This is a genomic window from Bartonella vinsonii subsp. berkhoffii ATCC 51672, from assembly GCF_902825225.1.
Lineage (GTDB): Bacteria > Pseudomonadota > Alphaproteobacteria > Rhizobiales > Rhizobiaceae > Bartonella > Bartonella berkhoffii.
The window spans coordinates 1-23,225 of record NZ_CADEAK010000014.1; the positions used below are offsets into that span (position 1 = coordinate 1).

Sequence of the window (23,225 nt, forward strand, 5' to 3'; positions counted from 1 at the left end):
TAATCCCTACCGTGGTGCACGGTTTAACTCTTTCAAACTTGAAGGGTTCTTAAAGCTGATTTACCGGCGTTTATCAAATGTGACCATTGAACATTTAGACTGGTTTGATTTTATTAGGCGTTATGACCGGCCAATGACCTTGTTTTACCTTGATCCACCTTATTTTGGCGTTGAGAATTGCTATGGCAAAGATTTGTTTAAGCGAGAGGATTACCAGAAAATGTCCACACTGCTTGCCCAATTAAAGGGAAAGTTTGTTCTGTCTCTTAATGATGTGCCAGAGATCCGATCAACCTTTAGCCAATTTAAACGAAAAGAGGTGAATACATCTTATACATGTGGTTCAAATAATCCGATGCCCGCTCAAGAGCTGATCATCTCAAATTGCGATCTTTAGGAAAAGAAAAAAAATTCATGAAAGGGGGCTTTAAATGACCTTTGAAAGGTCTTTGAAGACCCTTTGAGAACCCTTTGAAAAAATGAAAATCCTTTGAAAAGGAGGTCATTTTTACAAAATATGATGCGAATGAGACAAAATTTGCTGGTCTCTGCATGCATATCTTACAGATTTTAGCTGTCAAATAATGGGATTGATGGAAAAGATGAAGCATCTCAAATTGCGATTCCTGAGCAGAGCAAAATAAGGCTCATAAAAGCAACTCTAAATGATCCTTCAAAACCTCTTTGAAAAAAATAAATTGGTACAAAACCTACTGTCAAATTATACAAAACCTGGTGGCAAGCTACAGTGGCAAGCTACAAATAAGTTACATGAAGCTTAAAAGCGTATGGTGGGTGATGAGGGGATCGAACCCACGACCCGCTGATTAAGAGTCAGCTGCTCTACCGACTGAGCTAATCACCCAATGCTTCTTGAAAGATAAGGATAGCAATTCTATAACGTTCCTAAGGAAGGAAGTCTAGATAATTTTCTTATTTTTTATCTGAAAATGCTAAAGTCTATAACGAGATTGGTTATACAATTAAAAATATGATATAGACCTCTTGATCTTAGATAAAAATAGACCCATTATAAAAGGCTCTATAAATTAAATGTTCTGGTTATTACAGGACTATAGTTGGAGGATTATCGAGCGTAATGCCCGAGAAAAATTCAGAAGAGCCTTCTTGTGATTGTAAGAAGTTTAGGCTGTTGTACTATTTTGTAAATTTTATCAATAACTGCGCGCCTCTAAGAAGTACTTTTCTTTCTGCTAACGCAATTTTTTTGCACGCAATTTTCTTGATCAATTGTGCGAATGAAAGCTCATGAATCTGTTTTATCAATTGCGCACTTTTAAGTTGTTAAAGGGTGAACTATGATGGATTGGATCGCTGATCCCCATGTGTGGTTTGGCTTGGTCACGTTGGTTTTTCTTGAAATTGTTTTAGGAATAGATAACCTCATCTTTATTGCGATTTTAGCTGAAAAATTGCCACTGCATTTGCGTGATCGTGCACGCTTGATAGGCCTCACTTTAGCATTAGTTATGCGGCTTTTTCTTCTCACGGTTATTGGGTGGGTAATGAATCTTGATATGATCATTTTTTCATTCTCATCTTTTATCTTTAGTTGGCATAGTCTTATTTTAATCGGTGGTGGGGTTTTTCTACTGGCAAAGGCAACGCTAGAATTACATGAAAGATTAGAAGGAGTGTCGCATGAAAGAAAAACAGGCATTGCTTATGCGGTTTTTTGGCAGGTTATTGTGCAAATCGTGGTGCTGGATGCTGTTTTTTCTCTAGATAGTATTATTACTGCAACAGGTATGATTGCCAAAGAACAGGCAGTGGTTATGTATATAGCAGTTATTGCTGCTATGGGGGTGATGATGTGTGGATCTGGCGTGCTTATGCGTTTTATTAATCGTCATTCCACTATTGTAATTCTTTGTCTTGGCTTTTTGATGATGATAGGTTTTACCCTTATTGTTGAAGGATTTGGCTTTCATATTCCAAAAGGATATTTGTATGCTGCTATTGGTTTTTCCGTTCTTATTGAAGCTTTTAATCAAATTGGGCGTCGTAATCGTGAGAAGATGATTACAACAAATGATCTACGTGGTCGAACAGCTGATGCTGTTTTGAGACTCTTAGGTGGGGGAAACAAAGACGGTAATCTTGGTGAGACTGTAGATGTTATTGCTGAACAGGCAGCAGCTTCTGAGTTATTTAGACCAGAAGAAAAAGAGATGATTCGTGGTGTTCTCGATTTGGCAGATCGTTCTGTTCGCTCTATTATGTCGCCGCGCAATGAGATTGAGTGGTTGGATTTAAATGGTGACGAGAATGAAATGCGTGAAGAACTACAACAGGTTAAACATAGTCGCTTAATTCTTGCACGTGAGAAAGTGGACGAATTTGTTGGTGTTGCTTTGACAAAAGATCTTCTTTTGAATTTGGCTGAAGGAAAAAAAATCAATTGGAAAAAAGCCATGAAAGAACCACTCGTCGTTCACGAAAATACCAGCGTTTTACGGTTGATGGAGCAATTACGTCATTCCTCGATTCAGCTGGCAATTATTGTTGATGAACATGGATCTTTTGAAGGAATTGCAACACCAACGGATATTCTTGAAGCCATTGCAGGTGATTTTCCTGATGATGATGAAGAACCTATGATAGCGGAACAACTTGAAAATGGAAGCCTTCTTGTTGAAGGATATGCTGATATCCGTCGTTTAAGTAGTTATCTTGGGCGTAATCTTGTTGATGAAGCAGATCGTTATACGACTTTGGCAGGATTTATGCTTTGGCGGTTTGGTCACTTACCGAATGAAGGGGAAAGCTTTGAAGCTGATGGTTTGTGCTTTAAAGTTATCGAAATCGATCGCCGGAATTTATCTAAAATCCTTATTTCTCCACTTATATGACCAGAAAAAGCACATTACTTTATAAGTAAGGTGATAGAAAAACACTTTCTCTTATAAAATAGTAATTAATCTTGATCACTATTGAATAGTTAGAGAAGCAGTTGTTTTTCTATACAGAGGTTCATTGGGTGGATTTATGAATGATTTTTTGAAGAGGAATGATAATATCAAATATCCTTATGTATTTTCTACCATGCAGATTGATATGAAAAAAGACTCCCCAAGAGTAAAAAGATAAAGGTTTGACTGATATACAAGATTAAATTCTGTGCAGTTGTTGTTATTTACACGTGCAGGAAAAGAGAAAGCTATGATCTTCCTTTATTTATTTAGGTGGTGTTTTGGGGCTCCGTTTCCAATATTGTTGCGTCTCAAAAATTGCTACGATGAATAATGAAATGATGAGTGGTATAATCAAATAAAGCATTCTAAATACAATAAGTGCTGCAACAACATCAGTTGAATTTACACTGGGCATGCCTGTTATGAATAAAGCTTCCAAAACACCAATTCCTCCGGCAGGGGCATTGGAAAGAAGAGTTATCGTGAAAGATGCCAGAAAAACACCGAGCACAGAAATAAAATGAACATCTGTAGTGTGCGGGAGGACAGCGTATATAATTCCTGCTGCTCCTAAAAGCTCTAGAGGGCTAATGAGAAGCTGTTGAAAGACAATTTTCAGCCGCGGATAGGAAAGCTGAATTTTTTTTCCTAAGTGTAAGGGTTTAAATTGAAGCCAGCTGCCAAAAGTATAAAGTGCTATACAGCTGAGCAGAACTGCTCCAATTGTTGTTCCAAGCCATTTAGGAAGTTCATCATGAATGAGAGTAATAATTTCGGGTTTCAGAATCAAAACAATTCCAAAAAGTAAGATTGTACCTATCACAAAAGTAAAAGAACAAAAACCTACCAATATTGCGATTTCTGTTCCATTTAATCCTTTCATTTTATAGGCGCGATAGCGTACGACTGCGCCAGAAAAAACAGAAGCACCAATATTATGTGAAAGTGCATAGGTAGTAAACGAACATATAGCGATAAAAATCCAAGAAATTTTATGGCCCAGATGTTGCAAGGCAATGCGGTCATACCCAGCAAGAGCAGCATAAGCTAGAAGAGAGCACAAACAGGCTAACAACCAGTCTTGTGCATTTAAATTACTTAAGCGTTCCAGTACATCACCAAAAGAAATGGCCGAAAGCTTTACATAAAGAATGCGGATAGAAATTAGCATTGCTAGAATGCCAATAAATGGCCATATAAATTGCTTTATTTTCACGCTTCTTTATCCATTTCATGTTTTCTTAAATTTAGTTCATGATTGTGCATATCTTTGACAGATCTTTGTCCTTCTATATGCTCGATAATACCATTGGCAATTTCCTCATCATCCGTTACTACAACATTTGCACCTAAATCAATGAGATAAGTTGTTTCTATATCGGATAATGCATGCGTGATTATCTGAATGTCCTTCTTCATATCACGTATATTTACTATACATTCTCCTACTTCAATGGTACTTCGCATTGTAATAACAACTTTATATGCAGCACTCATATTTGCTGCGTTCATTATTTCTTGTTGAATAATATTACCACAAATGACTTCGAACCCGTCTGCAATTGCTTTATCAGAAAGGCGTTTTGATTCTTCGACAATCACTATAGGTTCACCTCTGTTTGTTAAGGATAATGCAACACATTTACCAATACGTCCGTAGCCAATAATCACGATATGGTTTGTTAAAGTTGTTGGTAAAAAATCTTGGTCAGAAGCTTGCGGATCAACATCACTGATTTTTTGTGTATCTTGTAAATTCGTAGGCAAATTTTCTAGACGTTTTTTAATCTTATCACAGGCAATAAAAACAAGAGGATTGAGCAAAATAGAAAGAATCGCACCTCCAAGGATTAAATCATGGGCGTCGTTGTTTAAAAGTCCTAAACTCAAACTTAAACCTGCAAGGATAAAAGAAAATTCTCCGATTTGGGCAAGGCTTGCAGAAATGGTCAAGGCTGTTGCGTTAGAATAGCGAAAAGCTTTAACGATGAAAAATGCAACAACAGATTTTCCTAATATAATAATGGAGAGCGTTGCTAAGAGAGGAAAAAAATGGGTGAATAGTTTTCCTGGGTCAAATAACATGCCTACAGAGACAAAGAAGAGAACAGAAAATGCGTCTCGTAGTGGTAAGGATTCTTCAGCTGCACGGTGACTTAATTCTGATTCACTCATAACCATGCCTGCAAAAAAAGCACCAAGAGAAAGAGAAACACCAAATAAATGGGCTGCTCCAAACGCTACGCCTAGTGCAATCGCAAAAACGCTAAGACGAAATAATTCCCGTGATCCTGATTGTGCACTCACCTTTAAGAACCATGGGATAACACGCCGTCCAATAACAAGCATAAGGGCAATAAAGATGAGAACTTTCAAGATGGTGAGACCAAAAATTCCCCCAATACTTAAATCTAACCATTGAACAAGAGGATCAACCGCTTCTTTTTTTGTATTGCCAAGGATGTTTGCTAGTGATGGAATGAGAACGAGTATAAGAACCATCGCTAAATCTTCAATAATCAACCAACCAACCGCAATGCGTCCTTTTTCTGTTTCAATAAGATGGCGTTCTTGCAAAGCACGCAAGAGGATAACAGTACTAGCTATTGATAAAGCTAAACCGAAGACTAGACTACCGCCAAATCCCCATCCCATGATTAGACCAAGACATAAGCCTAGAAAAGTAGAAAATGCCATCTGTGCAATGGCAGCAGGGATAGCAATAGTTCTTACAGATAAAAGATCTTTTAATGAAAAATGGAGCCCTACACCAAACATCAGCAAAATCACACCAATTTCAGCAAGTTGGTTGATAATAACAGAATCTATTTTAAAGCCACCCGTGTTAGGCCCTACAATAACACCTGCTAACAAGTATCCCACAAGTGGTGAAATACGCAAACGGCTCGCAACCATTCCTAAAAGAAATGCTAAACATAAACCTGCAACAATAGTTGTAATCAGTGGTGTGTCATGGAGCATGGATTATTTACGACTTTTTATCAAAAAATGAGTGAGTTGAAATGGCAGTAATTTTTTATGAAAAGAGAAAGGATAGTCTGGGAATGAGCATGGCATTTTTATTTTCATTGAGGGTTCTTACGATTATTCCGTTCTTGCCACCAATTTCCTAACAGGAGTAAAATAGGAGCGGCAATAAAGATAGAGGACGAGGTTGCAATAATAATTCCAAAGACCATAGGGACCGCAAAATTATGGACTGCACTTCCCCCCCATATCGCCATCGGTAACATTGCAAGAACTGTGGTTGCTGATGTAAAGAGGCAGCGAACAAGAACTTGGTTAATGGAGAGATCAATGAGTTCACGCAACTGCATTTTTTTATAAAGGCGCATATTTTCGCGCATTCTGTCATAGACAACAACTTTATCATTTATCGAATAACCAACAATTGTTAAAAGAGCAGCGATGGCCGTTAAATTGAAATCAAATTGAAATAAAGCAAAAAAACCAATCATTTTTGTGGTGTCTAAAATGAGTGTTACAATCGCCCCAACGGCAAAGAACCATTCGAAGCGCAACCATATATAGAGGGACATAGCAATTGCAGCGAGAATCACAGCAGTAAAGGCAGCTGTGGCAAGTTCACCTGAAATTTTGGGACCAACAACCTCTATTTGATCGAATGTGGCATCTGGGTAGATGGTATGTACTGCTGCTTTGATTTTATCAATGGCAACGCTTTGTTGTGCTTCACTGCCACTTTGTTTTTGCATACGAATCAGAACAGTGTTTGCATTGTCAATATTTTGTAGTGTAATCTCACCAATGTTAAGGGTAGAAAGCTTGGAACGCAAGGTTGCTAAATTTACTGGTGCTTTCGTGGTAATACTCATTTGGCTTCCACCAATGAAATCAATTCCAAAATTTAAGCCAGGCTTAAAAAACAGAAAAACTGAAGCAAGTGATAAAACAATTGACACGCCAATACCGACGAAGCGCGCTTTCATAAAGTGAAAAGAGGTAGTTTGTGGGATAATATTGAAAACAGAGTGAAGATGCAGAGTTTTAATTTTCCATTTACGGATTACCCAAATCATCATGATGCGCACAATAGTGATATTCGTGAACATGGAAATGATAATACCAAGCAACATTGTGACAGCAAAACCGCGGACAGGACCGGTACCAAACCAAAACAGTAAAATAGTTGCAATAATTGCAGTAACATTGGCATCAACAATGGTGGCAAAAGCGTGTTTAAATCCACGATCTAAGGCTGCAAAGGCGCTGACACCCTTTCGGCTTTCTTCACGAATACGTTCATTGATGAGAATATTGGCATCAACGGCGATACCGATGCCTAAAATAATACCAGCAATACCTGGAAGTGTGAGGGTTGCACCCAAGAGACTTAGTGCAGCAAATGTTAAAATCGTGTGGAGTGCTAATGCTATATTCGCAATGATACCCCAAACTCTGTAGAGAAGAAAAATGAAAATCGTAACAAGAACGAAGCCAATTATGCCGGTGTAAAGCCCCATTCGGATTGCGTCAGCACCAAGATTTGGACCTACAGTTCTCTCTTCAATCACAGTAAGTGGTGCAGGTAAGGAACCAGCGCGGAGGAGAGCAGCCAAAGTCGAGGCTTCTTTGGGATCAAAGTTTCCTGTAATTTGACCTTGTCCATTAGGAATAACACTATTGATAGTAGGGGCAGTCAAAACTTTATTGTCAAGAACGATTGCAAAAGGACGGTTAATATTTTGTCGTGTTATTTCCGCAAATGTTTTAGCACCAGCAGAGTTCATGGTAAATGAAATAATAGAACGTCCTGGCATTTGCGGGTCGAAACCTGCACGGGCATCTTTCAGGACATTTCCATCTAAGGCGATTTGATCATAAATTGCGAAGCGTTGTTTTTCATCCGTATATCCAGGAAGGATTGAAACACCTGGAGAGGGGGTATTAATATCCACATTAGAGGGTACCAGATGAAAGGACATTTTAGCCGTTGTTCCTAAAAGATCACGCAGTTGCTTTGGATCTTGTAATCCTGGCAATTGAACCATAATACGATCAGTTCCTACCTTTTGGATAGCAGGCTCAGTCACACCAACTTGATCTATACGGCGACGAATGACTTCTAAGCTTTGTTCAATAGCATTGCTTATACGATCTTTCATACCAGCTTCGGTTAATATGACACGGATAGTCTCATTTTGAGAACTGATAGCGATATCATGAGCTGTGGTACCAAAGCTATTGTGTATAGGGGTTATCAATGTCTTCAAAGCAGAGAGTGCTTTTTCAGTTTGTAATGGATCAGAAATAACTGCAACGACGCTATTTTCGATAATACGAACACTCGATGTAGGGATTTGTTTTTCGCGGAGTGTATTACGCACATTTGCTAAAACTATGTGTAATTGATCGCGCTTTAACGTTTTGCTATCGACTTCGAGGAGGAGAGAAGAGCCTCCTTGAAGGTCAAGCCCAAGTATTACACGGGTATTGGGTAAGAATTGTGCGTTTTTAACCTGTTCTGGCGAAAATAAATTGGGCAAGGCAACGTAAATGCTGCTCAAAAGAATAAAACAATAAAGAGTAGTTAACCAACCGGGTGTACGCATGATATATTCCGCTATAGGTAATCTTAAGATTATTAAAGTTAAAGGCTGAGATAAGATGATAGTTTTATAATTCAAGCAAGAGGAGGAGCGCGTTTATTTGAAAAATATTGCGTTTGAAGGTTTTTAAGTTGTGTGTAAATAACTGTGGTAATTATGAGAAAGAGACTTAATGTGAGAGGGGGATAAAAAGTACCGATAGGTAAAATAGGATTTGTATGGAATGTTATAAACTTTGTGTTTCCAGTTGTTATAACATTCAATTGCTCACGCTTATTTTGTGGATAAAGCGTCTCTGTTTTCACTATATTATTTTCTTGTGGTCTTTTGATTAAATAAGAACGCGTCCCTAGATTGCTCGTCAATAATACGCCAAAACTTGACAGAAGAAGCCAAATTGTAAGAGGGAGAAAATTTTCTTTTTTGCAAGAGAGGTGCAAAAAAAACATGCTAGAGGCGCCTTCTTTAATTTGTTGAGTTCACAGCTTACAAGATATCCATTATCTTACTTATCAGTATTATAGAATAAGGGGAAGCTTTTATAAGATTATTTTATAAAAGTTGAAAATATTTTTTTCATACCATATTTTCTAAGAGGGGGGAATAGATTCCTCTTTATAGATCTAAGGCAGATATGTATTCATTTTTTGGGAAAAAATTACGTATAGTTTTCTTTATTTCTACGATTATCGTTGTCTTTAGTTTTTGTGCATGGGGGCAGCTTGGGGCGCAAAATATAGTCGTCGAACAAGCGATTACTTCTCAGTCAATTGATGAAATTATTCAACAACAACAGCTTCTTATTAAGAGTCTTGAACAAAATACGGAAATTTTAAAAAGAGACTTTAAAAATAAGATAGAAGATGAACGAGCTTTGACAGAACTGCGTTTGCGTGCACAAGATATCAGTGAACGTGCTTTAGAAGCAGCGCTTGTTTTACGTGCTCCTCTGAATGATATTAATGCACTTCTTGATCAATTAACAGAGCTCCATAGTGACTCGGAAAATGTACAAAAAATAGGTGAGGAGCGTTCTCACTTGATAAAGGAAAAAGCTAAGATTAATAGTATAGTACTTCGGTTTGAAGCAATCTTTTTGACTACAAATAGAATATACGAACTTGCTATTTCTCAATCTCGAGAGCTTTTTAAACGTACACTTACGCACAAGTTTGAGTTTTCGATCCCAATGGTTAAACATATCATTGAGAAAACAAAAGAGACTTCATCGGATTTTCTTTTTCTGTTGAGTTCGTGGTGGAATTTTATATTTTACTTCAAGCTATTACAGTTATTCCTTTCCTTTTTTATTCCACTTTTTATTGCTTTAGGACTTTCTTATTTGTCTCGTAAAGTTCTTGCCTATGTGCACACGCATTGGGCCAAAAAAAATGAGGAAATATCTTATCTACAACGTTTATTCGTTGCTTTTATTTCCGTGCTTCTTCCTTCGCTGATATGTGTTATTTGCGTTTATCTCGTATTATTTTTGTTTCGTGGTTTTAGCTTAGATCCAGGAAAACTCACGGCAGTATTTGATGCGATAGGGTATCAAATTATTTTAGTCTTTTTGATTAATCGTTTAGCCGTTGTTCTTTTATCATCGGATACACCCCGTCTTCTCAATATTGCAGCGTCAGTGTCATATCAGTTAGTGATTTTACTCACTTTTTTAGGTATAATCTTGGCACTTGATGCTGTCTTCGATAGTATTTATCAAATAATTTCAGCTTCTCTATCTCTGACAATTGCAAAAAGTTTTATTGCTGTTTTTCTTGTAGCGATGCTGCTTTTTGTCATTGCATTTGTTCCTTTGCGTTTCAAACGTGGGCGTTTGCTGAATGAAGAAGCAAAACCATACTTTTGGCCATTTTATATACGCATTTCTTTCATTCTCTTAGGATTATTGCTCCTTGTGATGAATTTTTTGGGTTATGTTGGTTTAGCGCGTTTTATTATGCAGCAGATTATCATTGGTGGTGCATTTTTAGTTCTCATGTATTTGGGGATAAAAAGTGCACAAGCACTTGGAACTAAAGGCCAATTTATGAAAACGATCGTTGGCCATACTTTGATGCAATGGTTGCATTTAGAAGAGAAAACGATGAATCAATTAGGGGGTGTTCTGAGTATTTTTCTCAATTTGTTTGTTATTGTATTTTGCGCAATGCCAATAGCTGTGCAGTTTGGTTTTTCGTACTCTGACTTGAGAGCCGTGTTGTGGCAGTTAATGACTGGTTTTCAAATTGGAAATGTATCTATTTCTTTGATTTCTCTCTTCACAGGAATTGTTATTTTTTTCACCTGTTTTTTTGTCATTCGTCGATTTATTGGTTGGTTGGATGGCACAATATTGGTGCATGGAGAATTCGATACTGGTGTGCGTAATTCCATCAAAACGGTTATAAGTTATGCTGGTGTTGTTGTGTCTGCTTTGATAGCATTGTCAATGGCAGGTTTCGATCTTAGAAATTTTGCTCTTATTGCTGGTGGCCTTTCGCTTGGTATAGGTTTTGGTTTACAGAATATTGTTCAAAATTTTGTATCTGGGCTTATTATTTTGGTTGGGAGACCCTTTAAACTAGGAGACTATGTAGAATCTGGATCAGTAGGTGGTATTGTCAAACGTATCAGTGTCCGTGCAACGGAATTGGAAACATTTCAGCGCAAGACGATTATTATTCCTAATTCAAGTCTTATCAATAATAATGTCAGTAATTGGACTCGGCGGAGTAAAATGGGGCGGATTGATATCCCTCTTACTGTTTCTTCTCATCTTGCTCCAGAACGTGTTGTTGAAATTTTGCTAGAAATTGCATCTGTAACAGAAGGAATATTAAAAAATCCTGCACCGCAGGTGAGTTTTACTGCATTTGATAGTAAAAAATTTTCATTTAATTTGGCTATTTATGTACCTAACATTATTTCACCTTCTAAGGTGACCAATGCTCTTCGTTTTGTATTGTATAAACGTTTTGTTGAGGAAGGAATCTTGGAATGTTAAGATGGATGTGTGTTTTTATTGCAGTTATTCTGTTTGATATTTTAACTTTAACAACTTTCGCTGCAACTGTGAGAAATACTGATTTAAAGGTACAATCTCTTATCGTTGTGGAAGGGAGTATCCCCTTAAATATTTCGTTGAATACGAATCAAACAGCTACGATTTGTATGAAGGGGTGTTTTATTACTTTTCCTAATAAAGATCGTTTTGCAATCAAGGCAGAGGATAATATAGAAATCAGTGGAGGTAGAGCAATTTTTAAATAAAATTGTTGAAGCCTTTGATTCCAAGACAAGATTTGGAAAGACAAGGATATTATTCTTGAACTTGTTGAAAAATGTTATGATGAGAAGTTAGTAGAAAACTATGGTTTTTGTGTGAGATTTCCCATTGGGAAAGTGAGAGAGGTCGCCTTTTCTATGTGCGGTATTTGAAATTGTGTTTTCAGTGTAAGAATCTTTAAACATTTTTAAAAGCAAAGAATTGAAATGCTATCAGTGATTTCTTTCCTTCAATAATCTTTGTTGAAATATTTTTCGTATAAAATGATTTTATGGTTATACGATAGATGAGTTTATTATTCATTTATTGTAACTTATTTAATTAATTTCATTAAGTTATAATTACAACAAGGTAAGTTGTTTTTTTAAGCTGTTTATAAAAATATTATCATAAATAATGATGCAATAAAAGTCATCGCTATTATTTAATATAATTCTTTTAAAAGAAAATATAAATTATTTTTTAGATAAAATTTTATATTTCAAGTATTTATTGTTATTAAATATTAAAGGTTATCAAAATTTATTTACTAAAATTAAATTTTGATATAAAGAGATAAAAGTATATGTAAATTTAAAGAATAAGAGTTTATAAAATTTTGTTTTTGTTGGATATGATTTTTTATTATATTTAAATAATAACAGTGGGGTATAATTTTATGAATACAAGATTGATAACAGCATCCGTTTTTACTTTTTTTTCAGCTTCTATGGTACAGGCAGCAGATGTGGTGATTTCTGAACCGCCAGAACATGTTGCTTCACCAGTTGTTGTTTCTTCTTTTTCTTGGACAGGTTTTTATTTCGGAGGCCAAATTGGTGGTTTTTCGAGTAAAGCCTCTGCACTTACGCCTAATGTTAATGTTCCTCTTTATCCTGATGAGGATGCTCGAAAGAAAGAATGGATACTAGTTGAGAAAAAGTACATGCCTGAACCTTCTGGTTTTACAGGTGGTTTTTATGCAGGTATCAATTTTGATTTTGGTAATCATTTTATTTGGGGAATCGATACGGATCTCCTTTTAATTGGTCGAAAGGATACAAAAACTCTTTTTAAGACTGAGGAGTCTGAGGAAAGTGAAGTTGTAGAAAGTGGGGAAGATAAAGCTCAAGGATATTTAGTGAGCGCTAAGTCAAGAAGAGGAGAAGATTCAGAAAAAAGCAGTATAACTTTTGTTCATACTTTAAAACAAAAATGGAATGGCGCTACACGGGTGCGTGTTGGTTATTCTGCTGGTCGTATTATGCCTTATATTTCTGGTGGTGTTGCTTATGGAAAGTTTCAAGATATTTTGTCGACATCAATTACGGGAGCAGAGCCCTTTAATGCTACTTCAGATGTTACAAGAGCAATGATTGGTTATACTCTTGGTGGTGGTGTTGACTTTGCAGTGACAGATAAAGTTATTGCGCGTGCGGAATATCGTTATTCAGATTTTGGTAAAAAGAAATTTAAAGATGAAATTGAACTTAAGTATAAAACGAATGATTTGCGTATTGGTTTAGCTTACAAGTTCTAATTTTTGTAAAATTAAATTTTTTAAGAGGCCCTATCAAAAGATAGGGCCTTTTTTGGCTGTTCTATCAAATATTATCCTTTATGTATGCTGAGAAAAGGAGGGCATTGATTTAATTGCTTGTGTCGAGGAGCGGAAGAGCTGTGAGATTATTGGTACTCATAAGAGGCATGTTCAAAAGAATATGATTCACAATTGAAATTGTTATTATGGAGCTATTTGGTGGCATAAAATGCATTATAGAAACTGCTTAAGCAGCTCAATGTGTCATTCTCTCTAAGCTATTAAGGGAAAATCCGCTTGTAGTGGTGCGGACGGCGGGACTTGAACCCGCAAGGTCTTAGACCGGCAGATTTTAAGTCTGCTATGTTTACCGATTTCATCACGTCCGCGATAAGAGTTCTTTCATAAGCTATATCTTTTGTTGAATCAAGAATTAATGATTAAGAGTAGAACTTTTCGTATTTTATTCAATTTTTGACTGACAATGTTTGCCTTTAGAGCTAGAAGAAGCCTGTGTAATATTAACGAAGCATGAAATGACTGGTGTTATGAGTAAATTTATTCGAGACGTCAATAAAGCTATGGTGGCTTTGCACAATGTGTTTGCTGAAACACCACTTCAGAGAAATGATTTTTTGAGTCAAAAATATGATGCAGAAATTTATTTGAAACGTGAAGATTTAACACCAGTGCGATCATATAAGATTCGCGGTGCTTTTAATTTTGTATCAGAAATGCTTGTGCAGATATCTCAAGATTCTGCGTTCGTTTGTGCATCAGCGGGGAATCATGCGCAAGGTGTTTCTTTTGTTTGTCGCTATTTTAAACGTAAAGGCGTGATTTTTATGCCTGTGATGACTCCGCAACAGAAAATTGATAAGACACGCGTTTTTGGTGAAGAGTTTGTTGATATTCGTTTAGTTGGTGAAACATTTGATCAATGTTATGCGGCTGCACAATCTTTTGTCTCACAAAGTGGTGGCGTCATGGCTCCGCCCTTTGACGATATTCGCATTATTACAGGGCAAGCTACAATTCTTAGTGAGACTGTTTTACAATGGAAAAAACTTAATGGAGAGAGCGCGCCAGATTTAATCATTGTCGCTGTAGGTGGTGGTGGTTTGGCTAGTGGAGTGAGTAAGTTTTTACATGAATATGGTTGGAAAACAGAGATTCGTTTTGTTGAACCGCAAGGTGCGGCGAGTTTGCTTGCTTGTTTGAAGAGTGGAAAACGTGTCAAACTTGAAAATATCGATACATTTGTAGATGGTGCTGCTGTGGCGGAAATTGGTGCGTTAAATTATACAATGCTTAAGCAATTTTCACCTGATTCTGTTATTACAGTTCCTGAAAATCGTGTTTGTTCTACAATGGTTGAGATGCTTAATGTTGAAGGTGTGGTTTTGGAACCAGCTGGGGCTTTATCAATCGATGCTCTTAAGAGCCTTCCCCCTCAAGAATTAAAAGGCAAAAAAGTCCTTCTCGTTATTTCAGGTGGTAATTTTGATTTTGAGCGTTTGCCAGATATTAAAGAGCGCTCTTTGCGCTTTCAGGGCTTGAGAAAGTATTTTATTTTTAGTTTTCCGCAACATCCTGGTGCATTGCGTCATTTTCTTGCTCAACTCTCTCCAGATGATGATATCGTGCGCTTTGAATATCTTAAAAAATCGTCTAGAAGCTTTGGTTCTGTATTGATCGCAATTGAAACAAAAAAATACGATAATTTTTGTCTCTTAGAAAAAAAGTTTCGAGCTTTAGGTTGGCGCTATCGTGATATCACCGATGATCAAACATTGTTTGATTTTGTTATTTGAGAAGCTAAAATTTTTGCAAACATGAGAGATATGAAGAATGAAGTCTGTTTTTTATTTTTTACTGGGAGTGTTTTTGTTTTTAAGTGTTGATAAACAGAGTGTGGCATCTGAACTAGAGATAGTACGAAAAACTGAACTTTCAAAATTGGTCGTTGATGTCAATAATGCTGTAAAAAATGGCAATTTTACACTTCTTTCTGCTTATATGCCCGATCGGCTTTACAAAGAAATGGCGCGCCGATTAAATAAGACAGAGGATGATTTACGTCACGGTTTTCTTAAACAGTTGCATGCTCAATTTGAGAATTTGCCTTCTGGTGCTTATCATTTAGATGAGAAAAACATAGATTATTTGCAAACGGATAGAGGGACTTTTTATGCTTTGATTCCAACCATGCTTGAGACGAATGATCGCATTATTCAATATAAAACTTTGGCGATTTTTGATAAAACGCAATGGTATTTGATCTATGGTGGTCAGAAAACTGTACAGAATCCGGTTTTTCTAGAAATTTATTCTGACTTTTATAGAGTACATTTACCTAAGGAAACCATAATAAGGAAATAAACGATTAAGATATTGTTTTCTTGTTTATGAGAAATAACTTTCTCAAACTTCTTGCTTTTTTATCATATTCCAACGATAATATCCATGAAGATGTTTAAGCTGGTTTGCCGGCTTTTTATAAATTAAGATTTATATAAGTAAGATTTGTATGCCTTTACCTTGATTTCAGGGTGTTCACAGGTTGCGCAAATCGCTCTTTCAAGCGTTTACTTCACAAATTTGAAATATCAAGATCTCTTTTGCGCGGATTCTTGAGGAGTAGATTTCAGCTTGTTACTCGTTTAGAGTTGTTGAACTGAGGAAAGATTTTATTTTGAATAATAAAGAAAATATTTTCACAAAGATGGGTTTATCTACTCTTTTGATTAAGAATTTGCTCATTGCTGGTATGAGTAAACCTAAACCTATTCAGGAACAAGCGATTCCCGTGATGCTAAAAGGGCATGATGTGTTAGGGATTGCACAAACAGGTTCGGGAAAAACCTTGGCATTTGGTTTACCTATTTTAAATCAGATTTTGGCTTTGGGTGATAAACGTTCCCCTAAAACTGCACGTGCTTTGATTTTGGTTCCGACACGTGAACTTGCTGTTCAGGTTGATGAAACAATTCGTGCTGTTGCGAAAGGAACGCATCTTTCGACCTGTCTTGTTTTTGGTGGGGTATCACGTTTAAAACAAATTAAGCGCATGAGTGCTGGGGTGGATGTTTTGATCGCAACACCAGGGCGTTTAAGAGATCTTGTACGTGAAAAATGCGTTAATCTTTCTCAATCTCATTTTTTAGTTCTAGATGAAGCAGATCGTATGTTAGATATGGGGTTTATTAATGATGTACGAGATATTGCAAAACTTTTGCATCAAGAGCGTCAGACAGCACTTTTTTCTGCAACAATGCCGAAAGAAATTGCTGGACTTGCAAAGTGTTTGCTCAATGAACCAGTAAAAATAGAGGTTTCTCCTCAAGGGACTACCGCTGCGGAGATTATTCAAAAGTTATATTGTGTTTCTACGCGTGAAAAAAAGAGTGTTTTAGGTAAACTTTTGACAAATCCGGTTTTTGCTTCGGTTATTGTCTTTACTCGGACTAAACACGGTGCTGATGCTGTCACACGTAGTTTAGCAAAGTGCGGGTATTCTGTGGTTACAATTCACGGAAATAAATCACAAAATGCTCGGCAGTCTGCTTTAAAAGCTTTTCGTGAAAGAGCTGTACAGATTCTTGTTGCAACAGATATTGCAGCGCGCGGTATTGATATACCAGGAATAAGCCATGTTATTAATTATGATTTACCAGATGAAGCTGAAAGTTATGTGCATCGTATCGGTCGTACAGGGCGCAATGGTGCTTCTGGTGAAGCGATAACACTTTTTGATGAAGGTGCTGAGGGAGCCCGATTGCGAATAACAGCATGATCATAAACTTTTGCATGGCTCTGAATGCAAGCAAAACCTGAAACCTTGGCATCACCATAGACTCCTGCATAATTACAAATCCAAGCATTATAAAAAACGTGCGCATTGCCATAGATTTTTGCATTGTCAAAAACACGGGCATAATCATAAAGCAACGCATCATCATAAACCCAGCAATTGCCATCATGAGAAAGGTTGTTTTCATCTTCAATAAAACCACCTAAATCACCAGACATCATCAAAGTCTTTTAAAGCATGTATACGCTACAATGTGAGACCAGTCATACAATCTATTTCATTGGTCAATTCATATTTTTGGGATGGCTTTCTATTTTTTACTGTAGAATTCATGATAACATCTATTCATAATGGAGTTTTCAATTTACAACCCATAAGGGCACCGGGTACTGAAAACACGGCGAATATTTGTTTATCAAAATACCCATTTATGGTCAACGGCTGTTTAATCTTTTTTGATATTTTTAAAAATCCATTGTGTGGAAATATTATTATATTCTTATCAATTATTACTATTTTATTGCATCTATTTGACTCTATAGTACGCAATTGCATTATTTTTTTCTTTTAAACTTCATAAGAACTAAAAACGCATCTTATGATGCGTATTTTTAAATTTATAATGCATGGCTATTTTTATTGGATGCTTTTAAAAAATTTTGTGAATTACGTTTATAAGAGTTTGTAATTTATACAGCCTTAATAGGCACCGCACCTTGAAATATAATGTTTTTTATTTTTATCTCAATTTTTTTAAAAAATGGGGGGGGTAATCAACAGACAAAACTGCCAAAAGATACAAAACTTTTTTACAAAGCAACTTTGATCATTCTTTTTAAAAAAGGTGATTTAACAGAATGCCACTGAAAATCAGTTTTGAGGGGTTAGGGTTATTATTTAGGTGGTGGAAAGGGGTTTTAGTTTTTTACTTCATGGGGCAGGATAAGCATTTAGTGGCATAGATATGGGGAAAAGATTTTTTATACTTGAGTAGGAAAAAGATATTGTGCTATTCGCATCTATATTTGAATGTAAAAGTATTACTCTCATTCATTAAAAAAATCTATACGAGGGGAATTCTTAATTTATGAGATGTTTATTCAGTTTAGATCAAGTTTTTAGTTGCTTTTAAAGCAATGCTTACTGAATAATCAAAAGCGGGGGACATCTGTATTGTTTTTTGTATTTTTACGTCAAAAAAGCTTTTTAAGGCTTTTTCTAGCCGTTTTTGTTTTATTTGCCATGTTTCATGGCGTAAGTGTTTATGCGTGCTCCTCTGCTTTGTATCTACAGTCTCCAACAGATGCCTTTTTTCGCCAACAGTCTGAGCAGCAAAGATTACAGAAGCTTGAGCATTTACGTGCTTTAACGCCTAGAAGAATAAACAGTTCTCTTGAACAAGAACAAGGTACGCACTTTGGCAGTGGAGATTGCTTTGCTATTCATCATATTGTTGTTGAGGGAGTGCATCATGTCAAAAAGCACGCTGTTTCAGCAGTAACAGATCCTTATGTTGGAAGATGTATCGGTCTTTCTGAGATCCAGACAATGATCAAACAGTTAACCAAGCTTTATTTGGATAAAGGTTATGTGACAGCGCGTTTTTATATACCTGATCAAGATATCAAAAGCAGCAAGACGCTCAAATTTGTTGTTGTTGAAGGCAAGCTTTCAGAGATTTACTATAATGGTTCTCCGGCGTCTCGTTATAACAATGTTGTGTGGAGTGCTTTTCCGGGGTTTAAGGGCCGCATTCTTAATATGCGCGATATTGAACAGGGGCTTGATCAGATCAACAGGCTTGCCTCAGCGCATGCACAAAGTGAACTTTTACCTGGTCGTGAAGAGGGCAGCACCATTGTTAATATTAGCAATCAGCCCGGTAAAGCTTTGAGGGTTACCATTTCTCATGACAATCTGGGCCAAGTCTCCACGGGTTATGCGCGTTATAGTGCGGGCTTAAAGGTAGAAAATATTTTAGGGATCAATGATGCGTGGGATTTTAGCTATCAACGCAGTGAACCCGATTATTGGGGCGAAAGCAAACAAGAGGGGCATAGCAACAATATTTCAGCGAGTGTGAGTCTTCCTTACGGTTATTGGACCTTTGGATTGAATGGCTCTGTTTATGATTACCAGAGCATTATTAAGGGCAATTTTACAGAGATTGAAACGACGGGCAATTCCAGTGAATTACATGGCAGTGCGAGCAAAGTGATCCATCGTGATAGTGTTTCGCTTACCACACTCAATTTGGGTTTTTCTTATAAAAGAACGAACAATTATCTGCTTGGCAACAAGATTGAGGTTGGCAGCCGTCAATATAGTGTTGCCAATTTAGGGATTTCGCATTCGCGCCAGATGTTAGGGGGAACTTGGACCTTTGATGTGAGTTATTTGCAAGGGCTTGGTTTGTTTCATTCTGTTAAGAAACATGATCCAGGGGCAGGAGATGCGGAGCCTCGCTTTGCTAAATTTACCGGCACGCTGAGTACCATGATACCCTTTAAGGTGGGAGGATTGGATTTTATCCTCAACACTCTTTTGATGGGGCAATATTCTCCTCATAATTTATTGGGTGCGGAGCAGATTTCTTTGGGTGGGGCTTCCAATGTGCGTGGTACGCGTGAGAGTTTGCTTTTTGGCAATAATGGTTTTTTTAGCCGCAATGATTTGTCTTTGCGCACAGTGCCATGGAGCAACAGCGCTTCTTTCAAAAAGTTTTTTGGCGAACTTCGTCCCTTTGTTGGTTTGGATTATGGGCGTGTTTTTTCGCAAGCCTTATATGGAATGACCGGTGAACAGCTTGCCGGTTGGACGGCAGGTGTAAAGCTCGTAGGGGGCATTGTTTCCCTTGATGCAAGCTATTCGAGTGTTTTGTGGAGTACCGTCAAACACAAGAAGTCTGGCACGGCTTTTGTAACATTAACAATGAATCTTTAAGCATCTTTATTGGGGAGTTAAAGCATGAGATATGAGAATAGAACAAACAGAGCAGCTTTATTTAGCGTTTTAGTTTCCAGTACGATGCTTAAAAAGGTTTTGCTAGGTGGGATAGGTTTTTCTGTTTTGTTACAACCTTCAATGCTCCAAGCGCAAATTGCTGCTGATCCTAACGCTGGAGCAGGCAATCGTCCGGATATTGTGGCGGCCCCCAATGGGGTTCCCTCGATAGATATTGTTACCCCCAATAGCGAGGGCTTATCGCACAATAAATATCACGATTTCAATATTGGCAATCCAGGTGTTATTCTCAACAATCATGTAGGGGAGGTAGGACAATCGCAATTGGGGGGCATTATGCCGGGTAATCCCCATTTGCGTTTCACTGGTGCGGCAAAAGTGATTTTAAATGAAGTGACCAGTGGCAACCGCAGTGCGCTTAATGGTCCAGCGGAAGTTTTTGGGCGTCAAGCTGATGTGATTATAGCCAATCCCAATGGCATAAGCTGTGATGGTTGTGGCTTTATCAATACGCCCCATGCAACCTTAACCACGGGTATCCCCGAAATTGATGCAAGCGGTTTTCTGAAAAGCTTTGAGGTGAGAGGTGGGGATATCAGCTTTGGAGCAAAGGGAGCAAATTTTTTCTCTGGCAAGGGAGCTGTTGATATTGTTGATATTGTTTCACGCACGGTGCATTTTGAAGGCGCTGTTGCGGGTAGAGAAATTGGAGTGACAGCAGGGACGGGTCACTTTGATTATGCTTCACGGGAAATGAAAGAACTGACCGATATTACCGGTAAACCGGAATATGCGATAGATGGTTCTGCACTGGGCGCCTTGCAGGCGGATCGTATTAAACTTGTAGCGACAGAAAAAGGTGTTGGGGTTCGCATGCGCCATGATATGGCAGCAAATGCCGGGCAGCTGCAGCTTTCTGCTGATGGGAAAATCTCATTGAAGAATGTTTTTGGTCACGGGGGTGTTGTTCTCAAATCAAAAAGTCAAAGCGTGTTGGCAAAAAGCATTACGTCAAAAAAGACTATTGAGATTGCAGCAAAAAAAGGTGTCACGCTAGAAACAGTTGGTGCCGATGGTCATTTGAAAATAGAGGTGCAAGATGGGCTTTTATCAATTGCCGGAAACGCAACGTCTGGGGGCAACATGGAGCTGTCTTCGCGTGATGCTATGAAAGTTTCTCAAGTTGGATCCGGTGCTGATGTGAGCTTTGAAACAGGGGGTAATCTGAACATTGAGGGGGTCGTGTTAGCGGAAGGGAGCCTCAAGGCACATGTCGGTGGTGATATCCAGGTGCAGCTTTTAGCTGGTGGGGTTGATATGGCGGCAACGGGTGCTACTGGTGTTGTTGTTCTTGGCCCCCAAGGGGATGTTGATCTTGAGAGCAGTCATGGGGCGATTGTCGCTGAAAGTGTTTATGGAGCAGGAGATATCACCCTGGTTTCACATAACGGGCTTTCTGTTTCTCAAACAATTCTGTCGCATCAAAATATTGCTATTCATGCACAACCAAATACAAATGCCCCCGTTCATTTTGGACAACTTTTAGCCTATGGCAAGGCAAATATTGAGGGTGGGGCGGTTGATTTTACTTCTCTGATGACAAGGGGTGATGCCATTTTAACGGTTGGAAGTTTGGATGCTGGGACGCTTATTACAGGTATCGTTGAGGGAGATGAGACAGGTGATCTTGTTTTAGATGAACACGGCTCACTTTTTATTATAGCACAAGAGGGCGTCAAGGTTGGACAAATTGTTAGTGGTGGCAATATTGAACTTTTTGCCGGCAACGACATTTATTATGATCATGTCATGGGCTATGGCATAGCAACCCTGACATCGCTGTCTGGAGGGATAAGTATTGAGAATGAGCTGTCTGTTAGTGGGGATGTGCGATTGACGGCAACAACCCTTGATTTAAGCAATAATCGTTCTCATATTTACACCCCGCAAACGTTGTATTTAAAGGGGGACCATATTGATGTTTCGGGTAGTACGCTGATTTATGGTGGTTTAGATTTTAACAGCAGCAATGCACTTGACATTCACAATGCACGCTTGCAAGCCGTAAGAGATGGGGGTGGAATTGGAGATATTCTCTTTATTGCTCCAGGCGTTATGGTGGATCAGGACAGCTCTGTTTTAGCGGCACGAGATTTCGTCATCAAAACAGGGGGGCTTGAAAATAGCGGTCAATTGGCAGCGGGGCAGGATTTAATCTTTAGCGTTACGGGCAATGTAACTAATAGCAAAACGGGTTTAATTTATGTGAAGGGCAATGGTGCTTTACAAGTTGATGGCACTGTGTTGAATGATTTTGGCGCCATTTTGGCGGAGGGTGATTTGTTTTTTACCAATGCACAAGGCAAAGGAAAGAACCTTTCGCTTGTCAACAAAGCGGGCTTGATTCAGGCCGGTGGAACCCTCGCTATTCAAACCAAATCCCTAAAAAACCAAGCCGATAGTACGCCAGTCATCACTGAAACATCCGAATATGCAACCCTTTCATTCGAAAAACCAGAGGGATCTGATAGGCTCAGTGATGGGATGTTATATCAAGATGGTCCCAATCTCTGGGGAAAGGGGCACGAATATCAAGAAGATAACGGACTTTGGAAAGGACACGTAGAAATTTTTTTGGATGTTCCTCTTTGGGCAAGCAAAGAAGAAACCTATGGCACGGCAATTTCAAGCGACGGAACAGTCTATAAGTCTTTTACTTGGAAACATAAGCCTATAAAGAAGCAATTGTCCGTATACCGGTATTCCTGGAATGGTGATAGGTGGGGAGGATTGCTCGGGAATAGTAACTGGTCACATATGACAGAGCAAACTGTCACACAGAGGTTTTCGCATAAACCGACCGTTCAGGGGATGATACAGTCTAGCAGTAATCTCATTATTAACGCTGATACCATTGACAACCATTATAGCATTATGAGAGCGGAAGGAAGCGCCGATATCCACGCCAATGTGCTGACCAATTTAGGGGCAACAGCTTATAAAAATACCTATCTAGGCTGTAAGGCAGGCACTGATAATTGTTATGCCTATAATGTTGATGGAAGCCGCAATAAAGCTTTAGATATAGCCAATGGCAAATTTCGCCATATCAGCT

General features: G+C 38.0%; 13 protein-coding genes, 2 tRNA genes and 2 pseudogenes. 10 read left to right on the forward strand and 7 right to left on the reverse strand.

Annotated elements, in window-relative coordinates:
* Window positions 1–397: DNA adenine methylase (locus tag J7R10_RS06675; protein WP_246787410.1), on the forward strand; the 397-nt coding region annotated here is incomplete at its 5' end.
* Between the two features lie 392 nt (window positions 398–789).
* On the opposite strand, the gene J7R10_RS06680 is transcribed toward J7R10_RS06675, so the two are convergent.
* Window positions 790–865: transfer RNA gene (locus J7R10_RS06680), tRNA-Lys, on the reverse strand.
* Between the two features lie 454 nt (window positions 866–1,319).
* Between J7R10_RS06680 and J7R10_RS06685 the strand changes: the two genes are divergently transcribed.
* The gene (locus J7R10_RS06685; RefSeq protein WP_035000720.1) at window positions 1,320–2,873 is read left to right on the forward strand and encodes a TerC family protein; all 1,554 of its coding nucleotides are present in this window, start codon (window positions 1,320–1,322) and stop codon (window positions 2,871–2,873) included.
* Between the two features lie 325 nt (window positions 2,874–3,198).
* Here J7R10_RS06685 and J7R10_RS06690 read toward each other — a convergent pair whose 3' ends face one another.
* The 4 genes from J7R10_RS06690 to J7R10_RS09970 all read right to left on the reverse strand — a co-directional run bounded on the left by J7R10_RS06690 (window position 3,199) and on the right by J7R10_RS09970 (window position 8,976).
* Window positions 3,199–4,152 (reverse strand): lysylphosphatidylglycerol synthase transmembrane domain-containing protein, encoded by a 954-nt coding sequence (locus J7R10_RS06690; RefSeq protein ID WP_010705352.1) that lies wholly within the window; start codon window positions 4,150–4,152, stop codon window positions 3,199–3,201.
* On the reverse strand, window positions 4,149–5,918 hold the full coding sequence (locus J7R10_RS06695; protein ID WP_010705351.1) for a cation:proton antiporter domain-containing protein: 1,770 nt from the start codon (window positions 5,916–5,918) through the stop codon (window positions 4,149–4,151). The genes J7R10_RS06690 and J7R10_RS06695 overlap by 4 nt, the downstream gene beginning before the upstream one ends.
* 104 nt (window positions 5,919–6,022) lie before the next feature.
* The gene (gene secD / locus J7R10_RS06700) at window positions 6,023–8,530 is read right to left on the reverse strand and encodes a protein translocase subunit SecD (RefSeq protein ID WP_010705350.1); all 2,508 of its coding nucleotides are present in this window, start codon (window positions 8,528–8,530) and stop codon (window positions 6,023–6,025) included.
* A gap of 71 nt (window positions 8,531–8,601) precedes the next feature.
* Window positions 8,602–8,976, reverse strand: a complete 375-nt coding sequence (locus tag J7R10_RS09970; protein ID WP_010705349.1) for a hypothetical protein — start codon at window positions 8,974–8,976, stop codon at window positions 8,602–8,604.
* 185 nt (window positions 8,977–9,161) lie between these two features.
* Between J7R10_RS09970 and J7R10_RS06705 the strand changes: the two genes are divergently transcribed.
* From J7R10_RS06705 to J7R10_RS06715, 3 genes are all read left to right on the forward strand, one after another.
* The gene (locus J7R10_RS06705; protein WP_010705348.1) at window positions 9,162–11,531 is read left to right on the forward strand and encodes a mechanosensitive ion channel family protein; all 2,370 of its coding nucleotides are present in this window, start codon (window positions 9,162–9,164) and stop codon (window positions 11,529–11,531) included.
* On the forward strand, window positions 11,525–11,797 hold the full coding sequence (locus tag J7R10_RS06710) for a hypothetical protein (protein WP_010705347.1): 273 nt from the start codon (window positions 11,525–11,527) through the stop codon (window positions 11,795–11,797). Before J7R10_RS06705 ends, J7R10_RS06710 begins: the two co-directional genes overlap by 7 nt.
* Window positions 11,798–12,471: 674 nt before the next feature.
* The gene (locus J7R10_RS06715; RefSeq protein ID WP_010705346.1) at window positions 12,472–13,332 is read left to right on the forward strand and encodes an outer membrane protein; all 861 of its coding nucleotides are present in this window, start codon (window positions 12,472–12,474) and stop codon (window positions 13,330–13,332) included.
* A 303-nt stretch (window positions 13,333–13,635) separates the two neighbouring features.
* Here the strand turns inward: J7R10_RS06715 and J7R10_RS06720 are convergent.
* Window positions 13,636–13,721 (reverse strand) — tRNA-Leu (locus J7R10_RS06720).
* 147 nt (window positions 13,722–13,868) lie between these two features.
* On the opposite strand from J7R10_RS06720, the gene ilvA reads away from it, so the two are divergent.
* From ilvA to J7R10_RS06735, 3 genes and pseudogenes are all read left to right on the forward strand, one after another.
* Window positions 13,869–15,146, forward strand: a complete 1,278-nt coding sequence (gene ilvA / locus J7R10_RS06725) for a threonine ammonia-lyase IlvA (RefSeq protein ID WP_010705345.1) — start codon at window positions 13,869–13,871, stop codon at window positions 15,144–15,146.
* Between the two features lie 37 nt (window positions 15,147–15,183).
* On the forward strand, window positions 15,184–15,714 hold the full coding sequence (locus J7R10_RS06730) for a hypothetical protein (protein ID WP_010705344.1): 531 nt from the start codon (window positions 15,184–15,186) through the stop codon (window positions 15,712–15,714).
* A gap of 343 nt (window positions 15,715–16,057) precedes the next feature.
* A pseudogene (locus J7R10_RS06735) lies at window positions 16,058–17,116 on the forward strand (DEAD/DEAH box helicase); the annotation flags it as partial.
* Here J7R10_RS06735 and J7R10_RS06740 read toward each other — a convergent pair.
* Window positions 17,104–17,413: pseudogene (locus J7R10_RS06740) on the reverse strand (hypothetical protein); the annotation flags it as partial. The pseudogenes J7R10_RS06735 and J7R10_RS06740 overlap by 13 nt on opposite strands.
* A gap of 906 nt (window positions 17,414–18,319) precedes the next feature.
* On the opposite strand from J7R10_RS06740, the gene J7R10_RS06745 reads away from it, so the two are divergent.
* Together J7R10_RS06745 and J7R10_RS06750 are read left to right on the forward strand one after the other, a co-directional pair.
* Window positions 18,320–20,089, forward strand: a complete 1,770-nt coding sequence (locus J7R10_RS06745) for a ShlB/FhaC/HecB family hemolysin secretion/activation protein (RefSeq protein WP_010705342.1) — start codon at window positions 18,320–18,322, stop codon at window positions 20,087–20,089.
* A gap of 24 nt (window positions 20,090–20,113) precedes the next feature.
* A partial coding sequence (locus J7R10_RS06750; protein WP_208436395.1) for a filamentous hemagglutinin N-terminal domain-containing protein occupies window positions 20,114–23,225 on the forward strand: 3,112 nt, incomplete at its 3' end.